General features: G+C 64.2%; 6 protein-coding genes. 1 reads left to right on the top strand and 5 read right to left on the bottom strand.

Annotated features, from left to right (window positions below):
- Window positions 1-121: 121 nt before the first annotated feature.
- The 5 genes from Rhe02_RS51100 to Rhe02_RS48415 all read right to left on the bottom strand — a co-directional run bounded on the left by Rhe02_RS51100 (window position 122) and on the right by Rhe02_RS48415 (window position 8,733).
- The gene (locus Rhe02_RS51100) at window positions 122-469 is read right to left on the bottom strand and encodes a toxin glutamine deamidase domain-containing protein (protein WP_203915365.1); all 348 of its coding nucleotides are present in this window, start codon (window positions 467-469) and stop codon (window positions 122-124) included.
- Between the two features lie 47 nt (window positions 470-516).
- Window positions 517-843, bottom strand: coding sequence for a hypothetical protein (locus Rhe02_RS48430; protein WP_203915364.1), 327 nt, complete (start codon window positions 841-843; stop codon window positions 517-519).
- Window positions 844-1,090: 247 nt separating this feature from the next.
- Entirely contained in the window at window positions 1,091-1,369 is a 279-nt protein-coding gene (locus Rhe02_RS48425) for a hypothetical protein (RefSeq protein WP_203915363.1), read from the bottom strand.
- Between the two features lie 18 nt (window positions 1,370-1,387).
- Window positions 1,388-1,720, bottom strand: a complete 333-nt coding sequence (locus Rhe02_RS48420) for a hypothetical protein (RefSeq protein WP_203915362.1) — start codon at window positions 1,718-1,720, stop codon at window positions 1,388-1,390.
- A gap of 2 nt (window positions 1,721-1,722) precedes the next feature.
- Complete coding sequence (locus tag Rhe02_RS48415) at window positions 1,723-8,733, bottom strand: RHS repeat-associated core domain-containing protein (RefSeq protein WP_203915361.1); 7,011 nt, start codon at window positions 8,731-8,733, stop codon at window positions 1,723-1,725.
- Between the two features lie 615 nt (window positions 8,734-9,348).
- Between Rhe02_RS48415 and Rhe02_RS48410 the strand changes: the two genes are divergently transcribed.
- A partial coding sequence (locus Rhe02_RS48410) for a recombinase family protein (RefSeq protein WP_203915360.1) occupies window positions 9,349-10,545 on the top strand: 1,197 nt, incomplete at its 3' end.

The raw sequence follows: 10,545 nt of genomic DNA, 5'->3' as shown, positions 1-10,545 counted from the left end.
TGCACCGTCGTCCCGGATATATGACTCAACAATCACGATCTCAAATTCGATGCGATGCCTTACGTTTGCATCGAGGAACCTCTCGGCGATTTCACGCGCCTCGTCGCGGCTGATCATCAGCTCATCCCATACTCGTGTAGGTAACCCAGAATCTCACGAATCCGTCGTCAAGGTTCGCGCTGCCACCCACCTGTCCATCCAGAAATCTGATCACACCTCGCTGATTGACGGCGTTGAAGACGTGGCCGTCGCGCACACCGCGCCGCCTGCGCCAGCAGCGAAGGCGGACTTGACGGCGCCGGAGGCCATCTGAGCGGCGGCTCTGAGGCCCATTCCTGAGGTGATCAAGCAACGCGACCGAGGTGCCGCCGAGGGCCTGTCCAAGCCGGTCGCAGGCCGTTCCCGCGTGAGCGGGATAATACGGTGCTGCGTGAGCATAATATGCGGCCTGCGTATTGCCCGTTATCACTACAAGGCTTGCCGGCAGCCCCGGTCACGAGACACCGCGCCACACGGTCACCCGTGACGACCCGTATAAGCATTCAACGCCGCCACAACTTCCCTGAGCGCCTTAAGGTACTCACGGCTCGCGGCCACGACCTTTTGATCATGCAACGTATCGGCCGATATCTCTGCGAGTCGCTGGCTCAACGAGGTTTGCTCGTCGAGCCGGCCATGATGGTGGCCGCCGTTCAGGACTGTGCTGGCAATGCCCGCGATGTAACCATCGGTCTGCAGCAGATCCATCAACCATGCCTCCAAATCCTCACCATCGGCGTGGTCTGGAAAACCGAGGCCCTCCCATTTTGCTACTGCCACGCGTAGCGCATCACTCGTCGACATGTCAATCCCAAAAGGCTACGAGTCTGCCGGTGTCGGTCCAGCAGCCACCGACTCTCTGAGTCTTTCCAGCTGCATTTTGCGTCTTGGTCTTGATCTGGATACCCGGGGACCCGTCTTTGAGTGTGACCAGCAACCAAAGAACCCACGATCGCAGGTAGTCGACCTTGCCACCGCCGGTGTTCAGCGACGCCCTATCCTCGGCGGACTGATCAACGAATACACGCGGGCCGCATAACCTAAACCCGATTTACGAGCCCCACACGCTAGTCGCCTTGCCAACGACTCCGAGCCTATTCAATCCCTTTGGGCCGATGACAGCCATGAGGGCTTCGGTGCCGGCGCGGCCTGAGGCGGATCCGTAGTTGCCGTTACTCCAGTCGTTGGTGATCGGGTCGGCTATTCCGTGCCAGAGGATTGAGCCGGCCGCCCCTGGATCGTCGATGGCCAGGGCCGCCAGGTCGTAGACGCCGCAGCCTGCACCGGAGGCCATGGCGATGGTGCTGCTAAAGAATGAGATTGCAAGCACTCATTCCTGTCTCCTGCTCTAATAATCAGGCAGACACTCGATTGCTTGCCTTAGGTCAATAGGAAGCACCGAGAGATGGGGTGCTGCGGTTCGTCTTACCAGCCTTGAGGCCACGACGATGCGAAGCACATCGGCCTCATCCTCAATCAGCTGAGACAAGGTTTCTATGACGGGCACAAGCGACGCTTCGGCCTCTTCGTCAAGCGCATCCAGGCCGGTATCATCGTCGGTGAATATCGCATCAACCACACGCTGAGCGTCCGCTACAAAAGCCGACGGGTCCCTTGTCCCGACAAGCTCCTCCGCTCCGTCCCAATCCGGAAGCCAGTCCGGTAGAAATGGTGTTCCCATTACTAGTATCCAATCCCGAGAAGATCAAGTAACGACAGACAGCTCGGGCATGGAGTCATGGGCGTGCCGTGGGCGCTGCCGCCGGAATTGACACCGCGAACCCTCATCGCAGTCATTGAACCACGAACAATATCGTCGCCAACCGTCTCGGCGGCGATCAAACATGCCACCTCTGCGCAACCGCCATGATGCCCGGAGCTTCTCAGCATGATCTCTAGAAGGCCGCCTTCTCGAGGTGCCATTCCGTGGCCACTATGTCCAAAATGAGACTTACCGGTAGCTGAGGTGAACTTGGCCGCGACGTGCGGTCCGCCTTTGCTTGTGTATCCGTTCTGAAGCGAGTCCGCGTAGCCGCGCAAGCCTGCGCCCGCACTGCCACCCCCGCCAGCGGTGAATGCGGATTTGACCGCGCCGGAGGCCATTTGAGCGGCGGCTCTGAGGCCCAGTCCTGAGGTGATGGCGACGCTTGCGCCGAATGCTGCGGCACCCGCGACCGCTGTAACAGCTCCGGCTACGGCACCGATGACACCGCTTAGGAGGGCTTCTCCGGCTAGTTGCCAGCCGGTTTCGTGGTCGGCGTCGAGGCTGTTGGTGACCAGTGAGCCGACCGCTCCGCCGACGAAGCCGCCGATGGCGGCGCAGCCGACGGCGGCGATGCCAAATGAGCCGGCGAGGCAGAGTCCGCCAACGATCGCGCCGGCTAGGACGCCGGCGACCATGCCGACTGCGCTGGCGTTGCGGCACCAGAAGTCTTTCTGGCAGGCGTTGTCTTCGCGGATCTGGTCGAGGATCTTGTCGTACTGGGCTAGCGCGTCGCCCTCGAGAACGGTTTGTGAGGAGTCGGGGCCAGTGAAGTTGCCCTCTCCGTTGGCTTTCTTGACGGTGTTGCCGCACTGGTAGGTGCCGGTTCCGCCACCGCATTCAGGCTTGAGGCCACTTGGGTCGCTGTTGGTGACCGGTGACCCGTTGGCGTAGCCGTAGGCGTTCCATTGCCGCGGGTCGGTCAGGTCCATGATCGGGTCGACAGAGATGAACCGTCCCGTCGATGGGTCATACTCGCGGGCACCCAGGTGGGTGAGTCCGGTGTCGTCGTTGGTGCCGCCTACATGGCCCTTCGTGCCTGTCCATGTGGGTTGCGTGCCGCGTGTTTCGCCGTAGGGCAGCGCGCGGCGCCGGTTGGCGGTGAGGGTTATCGAGTCGATTTGCGCGACGTTGGTTCCCTGGTGGTCCGAGCAGGTCCACTTGAGGCCGGAAGCGTCGCGGACAGCGATGGCGCCGTAGGACCTTCGGCCCAGCGGATTGGCGGTGCCGATCCGTTCAAGCTCGGTGCCGTCTGACAGGTACAGGATGGACTCGGTCGCGTTTTTGGCGATGAGTCGCTGGCCGCTTGTGGCGTACACGTAGGTGGTGGTGACGCCGCTGTCGGTCAGCGTGGCGAGGTGTCCTTCCTTATCCCACGTCAGCGCCTGCGCGGCTCCGATGTCGGTGGTGCGGCTGGTCGTGTTCCCGGCCGCGTCGTACTCGAAGGTGCGTGTAGCCGCTCCTGCTTTCGGCCCGATGGCATCGACCTGCTTGACCTGGTGCGGCTTCACCGCGGCGGCGGCACCGATCTGGTAGGTCCAGACGGTGTCCCCCGCCACGTCGTCCTTGTCCGTCTGAGTCAGGCGGTTACCTAGCGCATCGAACGTCCACTGACGCCAGTAAGGGTCAGCACCTGTGCGCTGCGGTGTGGTGCAGGCGCCGGACAGCTGGGTCCAGGCTTCGGTCAGCCGGCCCACGTAGTCGTAGCTGAAGCATTCCTGATGATCGGCGACGTTGTCGGTCTTACCTGCCGTGCTGAGCACGTTGCCGGCCGCGTCGTAGCTGTAGTCGGTGGAGTATTTGTCGGTGAAGACGCCTGGTGTGGTCTCGGTGGCCACGGTGTTGCTGGTGAGTCGCCGGGTCGCCGGGTCGTATGTGTTGCTCTTGCGGACCTGCTTGCCTGAGGCTCCCGACAGTTGTGTGGCGAGCTGACCGTCGTAGGTGTAGCTGGCGTCGGCGATGTAGGTGTCTTGGCCTGAGGTTAGGCCGTTGGCGAAGCCCTGATCGGAATAGGTGTAGGTGAGGGTTTCGGCTGGCAGGCCTGCGACGCTGGGAACCGACTGGGTGGCGGGCGCGCCGCTGAGCTTGTAGGTGTTTGTCACCGTGTAGGTCAGGGTGCCACCTGCGGACCCGAAGCCGGGAATGGTGTCTGTCGTGGACAGCGGCCGGTAGCCGTCGTCGTATGAGCCGATCGCTGAGGTGTAGGTGTTGGCGCCGTCGATGCGTGAGGTCGAGGTGAGCATGCCCTTGGCGATGGTGTCGTAGACCCAGGTCGCCATGATGGCGCCGATGGCCGAGTCGGCGCGCAGCGTGGTCTGACGGCCAAGGTTGTCGTACTCGTAGAACAGCTTCTGCCCACGACTGTCGGTGGTGGACAGCCGTTGCCCTGCCGTGTCGTAGGTGGACGTAGCCGTGCCCGCGTCGGGGTCCGTGGTCTTGACGGTGCGACCGAGCAGGTCGTACTCGTAGGTCCACTCATTGCCTGCGGGATCGATTGCCTTGACCAGACGGCCAGCGTCATCGGCGGTGAACATCGTCTTGTCGAAGGCGCCGGTGAATCCGGTCGCTGACTGATACTGCCGCTTCTCGATGACACGGCCCCGAGCATCGAAGATCGCCTGCGTTGCGGACGCGCCGGCGGGCGGGATGATGCCGATGCGGTCGCCTTCATACTTGGTGCTCGTCTGGGACTGCTTGACGTTCTTTGACCACAGCTGGCTTGCTGTTTGGCGTGCGGCGCCGTCGTAGACCATCCGCGTCTGCGAGTCGACATCGTTGTCGTTGTAGGACACCAGCGTCGACGTCGGACCTGAGGCGTTGTTGTAGAAGGTTGCCGCCTTCACCGCAAGGCCACGGTCGTCGTATTGCGTGTCGGAGATGGTGCGTTTGCCGTCTGGTGCGGTGGACTGCGTTTGGCGTGATCGGAGAAAGCCATCGAGCAGTTCGTAGGAGACGATCTGATTTCCGTTCGGCCCCAACACCTTCGTCTGCACGACGTTCGGTGCGCTGCCGCTGACCGTAAAGGCGTACTCGATGTCCGGTGTGCCCGAGGTGGGGTTGCCTGGCTGCCACGTCTTGATCAACCGGCCGGCGGTGTCATAGACGCTCGTCGTGGTCTTCCCGTTCGCGTCGACAACGGTGACAGGCATACCACGCGAGAACTCGAGGTTGACGGTGGACTTGTGACCAGCCGGATTCGTGGTCTCCACCTTGGTCGGCCGGCCCGCGCCGTCATGGGTGTAGACCGTGGAAGTCTGGCGGCCCAACGCATCTTTGACCCAGACGGATCGGCCCCACTGATCGAAGCCGCTCTCGCCGACCGTCACGTACGTCGGCGCGGTGCCGTTGTGGGCCGACGCCTGCTCGACCTTGGTCACCAGACCTCGGGTGGGTGCAGTGCCGAAGGTGGTGCTCGAGTCGAAGAACGATCGGGTGTCCGACAGGAGATCTGCCGGATAGCTCGCAGTCTGCCCACAGCCGACGCCGACGGTCTCCACGCGCGATGTGGCGTCCACGATCCATGCAGAGGTGTTTCTCGCGTACGTCATCCGGGTGCACACGTCGTCGGTGGCGATGGCGCTGTCGCCGAGGTCCTCGACCTGGGTTGGCATGCCGTAGACGCCGTCATAGGTCGTCTTGGTCTGGGTGGTCCGCCAGCTTGAGGTTGCGGGCAGCCACGTCTTGGTCGTCGCGGACGCCGTGCGCTGGAATCCGCCAACCGCCGTGGGGGGAATGGCCCAGGTAGGTGTCAACGCTCGCTTGCTGGTCTGCTGCCACCAGGGATCCTGGACCGTTTTCGTCAGCGGCTGGCCGCCTGGCCCGTCGTAGGTGATGGACTCGCGCAGGAAACCCGCCAGGTAGGTGTCGTCCTGCAGGGCAACGCCATCGCTGGTGGTGATCGTGGCTTGGCGGGTGCCGTCGTTGTCGCCGTCGACGCGGTCGCCGTGCATTCCGCGCATGTAGAGGTTGGACACGTGGGATTTCTGTCCGTCCACCGTGCCGGTGGTGATCGTCACGGTGGAGTAGCCGCGCCAGATGTTCCATGTCCGGCTCGCCAGCGCAGCGCCGTGGCGGCCTGCGTCGTTGTGTGCCCATAGCTCCGAAGCGGAGGACCCCGCCGTGGAATAGGCGTAGGCGTGGGTGACCGGTGGGGATCCGCCCACCAGGTCCGAGTCGACAACCTTGCCCACCCGGTATTTAGACCACCATGTCCACGCGCCGTTGACGTTCTGCGGATAACAGCGCTTCGAGTTGTGATCCGGGTCGGGTGTGTTGGCAGCCCCTGCCGGGCAGTCGGTGTTGTCGTAGTAGACCTGGGTCTGGCCACCGGTCCCGTTGTTGATGCTGGTGAGCCGGTACTTGTAGGTCGGCTCCACCGCGCCCGCATCGAAGTGGGCCCGGTTCTGCATTGCCGTGCCGGTGAACTGAATCGACGGCTCAGTGATCGTTGGCCCCGTCCCCGCCTTTGCGGTGTGGGTGACGCTGGCAAGCCACAACGAAGGGGAGGTGTTGTCGCCGGTGGCCGGATAGCTGTGGGTCAGCTCCCACTTGTCGACGTCCTGATAGGACGACGTGCTCGCGTTACGTGCCTGGGTGGTCACGCTGGTCAGGCGAAGCGCGGTCCAGAACGAGGGTGACATGTTGTTGGAGCACGATGTGGTGATACACCGCAGATCCCATGGCGTGTCGTACCAGTTCGCGGCCACCGGCGTGGATCCGTTCCAGCAGGTGCCCCAACAGCGGTCGGCGTAGTCGAAGACCACCTTCGCCGGCGGTGTCGCGGTCGGCGAGGACTCACGCCCGCCGCGTGTGCCGTATTCCACCCGCTGCAGGTATGAGGCACGGTCGTAGGAAGCCACCACGCCCGGATTGCCGGCCAGCCCGGTGTTGTTGGTCTCTTTGCCGTACCAGTAGGACATGGTGTTGCCGTGCGGGTCGACAACGTAGTCCAGATTCCAGCGCCAGGGCTGCTGGCACCACGACGCCGCGAAGTCGGCGGTGTTCAGGCACGCCTCGCCGGTGTGGTTGGCGAACACGGGCACCATCAGCCTTGACGCGGTCTCCCGGTCACCGGAAGTCCAGCCAGGCAGTTTGTTCAGGCCAAAGAAGTATTGGGTGCCGTCGGCTGTGGTGGCCTTCCACCGCTCGCCGTCGGCGTCGACGATCTGCTCGACCTTGGTGGCGGAGTCGTCAGACGACTTCCAGGTACCCGTGGCGTCGTCCAAGATGAGCTCAACGCTCTTGCCGCCCAAGGACATGGTGGCGTTCGGCAGGCGCCAGCACCGGTCGCCGGTGCTGTTGAAGTGGAACGGGCCGAACTGCGGCAGACCCGGCTTGCCGGTGCCCTGGAACACCCACATCGCGCCGCCGACATCGCGTCCGACGATGTCGTTGACCGTGTCGCCGTCGAAATCGGCGGCAAAGATGGTGTTCACCGCAGACCAGCCGGTGCTGATCAGACCGCTCCAGCCCCGCGACGCATTGCCCGGCGTCGACGTGTTCACGTGGGCGTACAGCTCGCCCGAGGCGGAGAACCCGGCGATGTCGGGCTTGCCGTCACGGTCGTAGTCCAGCAGCGGCGCGAAACGAGTCAACGCCCCCCACCCGGTACCGAGCGTGCGGACTGTCACCGTCGGCGCCGAGCCGACCGCACCGGACAGCAGCCAGACGTAATACACGTCGCTGTCGCGGCCGGTGATGTCGACGCGGCCGTCACCGTCGAAGTCGCCGACGAAGAAGTGCTGCACCGAACCCCAGCCGGCCGTAATCAACGTGGAGGTGCCGCTGAAAGAGACCGCGCCGGATGTCGAGGTGTTCTTGCGATACCGCATCTCGCCCGCGCTGTTCACACCGGCGATGTCAACCTTGCCGTCGCGGTCCACATCGATCGGCGGCACGATCTTGCCGTAGCCGGCGAAACCTGTCAGCTGTGTGCCCGGCCCGATCGTCGGGGCCGATCCTGCCGCGCCGGTCAGCCGCCACCACCACACCGAGGAGCCGTCAAACCCCACCAGGTCAGTGCGGCCGTCGTTGTCCAGATCGGCCGGCCACAACTGCGATATGCTCCCCCAACCCCCGGACACGAACAGGCCGGTCCCCTTGGACGGGTCACCCGGTTTGGACGTGTTGAAGTTGATCCACATATCGCCGTTGGCGGTGATACCAAGAAAATCCGGCCGCTTCGCGGCATCGCCGTCGAAGTCGGCAAGTGGCACCATTCTCGTGAAGACTTCCCACCCGGTGCTGAGCAGAACCCGCTGAAGCACATCGTCGGCGCATGACCGATAGGCCCGCTCCACGAAGCCCGCATTGATGTCGGCGAAGCCCTCACCGACCTGTGACGTCTGCGCACCTTCCACGGCGGTGCGCCCGTCGACCATCGCCGATGAGTAGCTCAGACCCAGCTTCGGCGCCAACCCACCAGCCACCGGAGGGGCGGTCAGCGGGTGAGACCACGAGAAATCGCCAGCCTGCGTTCCTGCCGACCACGCCGCCGATGATGACAAAGACGTGTTGGCGTAAGCCCCGGGACCTGACTGCACCCCGAACAGCTGCGGACCGTCTGCCATAGCGACAGTCCCGTCGGCAGCAGACTTCGACGCCACCGACTGCTGCTGTGATACAGCAGCAGACTCGGCCGGATTGACCGACACCTGAGCCGACAGACGCAGCGTTGTGGTGTCCGATTTGGACGACGGAACCGGGACACCGCGGCGGCAATGCTCAAGCGCAGGCGTCGACACCGCACACGCGGGCATCGCCACCAGCCGAAGCCGCGCGGCCCAGTCGCCGCCGTAGGCAGCCACAAACCCGGAGTAGTCCAGATCAATCATCGCCTGACCGGCACTCACCCCATCATCGCCACGGGAAAGCCGTAGCAGCAGCCCGTCCACGCCGGCGGCCTCGGCCGCCGACCGATCCAGAACCTCCACCCTGACCCTGGAAACCGTGTCAGGAGCCGCGGGAACCGCATCGGCTGGCCGGCCGGCCCCACAGACGCAGGCGACACCGTCGAGGTGGCGTTCTCGCCGATCAGACTCGGCGCCCCTCCCGTCACCCCCAGCGAACCCGTCGACACAGGCCCCGCCGGTGTGGAGATCGTTTCCTGTGCCCGCACCGGCAATCCGCCAACCGACACCGGCGCCGTCACAGAGCGGGCTCGTCCACTAGACACATCCACCAATGCCGAAGCCGCCGAAGGCCACACCACAGGCCGGCCCGAATGCTGCGGCATTTTGGCAACAGCACCCGGCGCACTCTCCAACGACGCCACCGGAACCGATTTGTCCGAGTTAGTGGAAGTTGCGGCCTGAGCCGCAGTCGGCGGCACCACGACCAACAGCCCAGCGATCAATGCTGAACCCACGGCAGCGGCAATAGATGAACGCGATACGCGCAAACGTGAACCCACGAGTTCCCCCGGAAATGACCAGCCAGGACCTTCGTGATCACGGCGGGGCGAGACTACACGCGAACAAGACTCGCATGTCAAACTCGGTGGCGCTCAACGCCAACCGCAGCGCCAGCCGAAGGACTATCAGGATCCGGTGTCATCACGGCGATGGCAATACGACTTCGCCGCCGAGCTGGTCGCCGGCCACGGCCGGATCGTGGCCGAATACTTCGACATCGGCTACTCCCGCGAAATTTCCTGGAACGACCGGCCGCAGGCCGCCCAGCTGCTGGCCGCGATCACCGATCCGGATCGCGGATTCGAGGCGATCGTGGTCGGCGAGTACGCGCGGGCGTTCCACGGCGGCCAAGCCATCCACCTCGCACCGATACTGCGCGCGCATGGCGTGCAACTGTGGCTACCCGAAGTCGACGGACCCATCGACCTTTCCCACCCGACACATCAAGCGCTGCTGATGCTGCTAGGCGCACAAGCCAAACAGGAAGTACAGCGAGCCCGGTTCCGCACCACCGCCGCCATGCAAGCACAAGCCCGCCAACAAGGCCGCCACCTAGGCGGACGGCCACCCTACGGCTACCGCATCGCTGACGCCGGACCACACCCCAACACCGCCCACGCCGCATGGGGCCGACGCCTGCACCGCCTGGAACCCGACCCACAGACCGCACCACACGTGAAATGGATCTTCGCCCGGCGGATGGAAGGCCACAGCATCGCGCACATCACCAGAATGCTCAACGAGAACGCAGTCCCATGCCCATCAGCGGCCGACCCCGAACGCAACCCCCATCGCCCCGGCAAGACATGGCACCTTCGCACCGTGGCCGCGATCCTGGCCAACCCCCGCTACACCGGCCGTCAAGTCTGGAACCGGCAACAGACCCACCGTAAACCCACCGACGACGCCGTACCCGGCGTAGCCGCGCTACGGAAGCTGACCGCCTCACAGGACTGGGCAATCTCCGACCAACCGGCCCACGAAGCCCTCATCAGCGAACCCGACTTCATCGCCACACAGAACATCAGCGCCCGATACCAGCCAGCCGACGGCAGCAACCGCAAGTACCTGCTGGCCGGGCTGCTGCGCTGCGCAGCATGCGGACGCAGCATGGAATCACAGTTCAGCCACGGCAACACCGCCTACCGCTGCCGCCACGGCCACACCAGCGCCCAACCCGCCGCCCGAGCACCAGAAATCGACCATCATCACGTCCACCAGCGACGGCCCAGAACAGGATCGAGGCATCCCACGGCAGCGCCGCCAACAGCAAGCACAAAAACGAGGCATCGCCAAACGCTGATGCCTCGCGGGGGTTTGCGTGTCCGAGGG

This window comes from Rhizocola hellebori, assembly GCF_016862955.1.
GTDB classification, from domain to species: Bacteria; Actinomycetota; Actinomycetes; order Mycobacteriales; family Micromonosporaceae; genus Rhizocola; species Rhizocola hellebori.
This window is presented reverse-complemented; position numbering and strand designations above follow the sequence as displayed.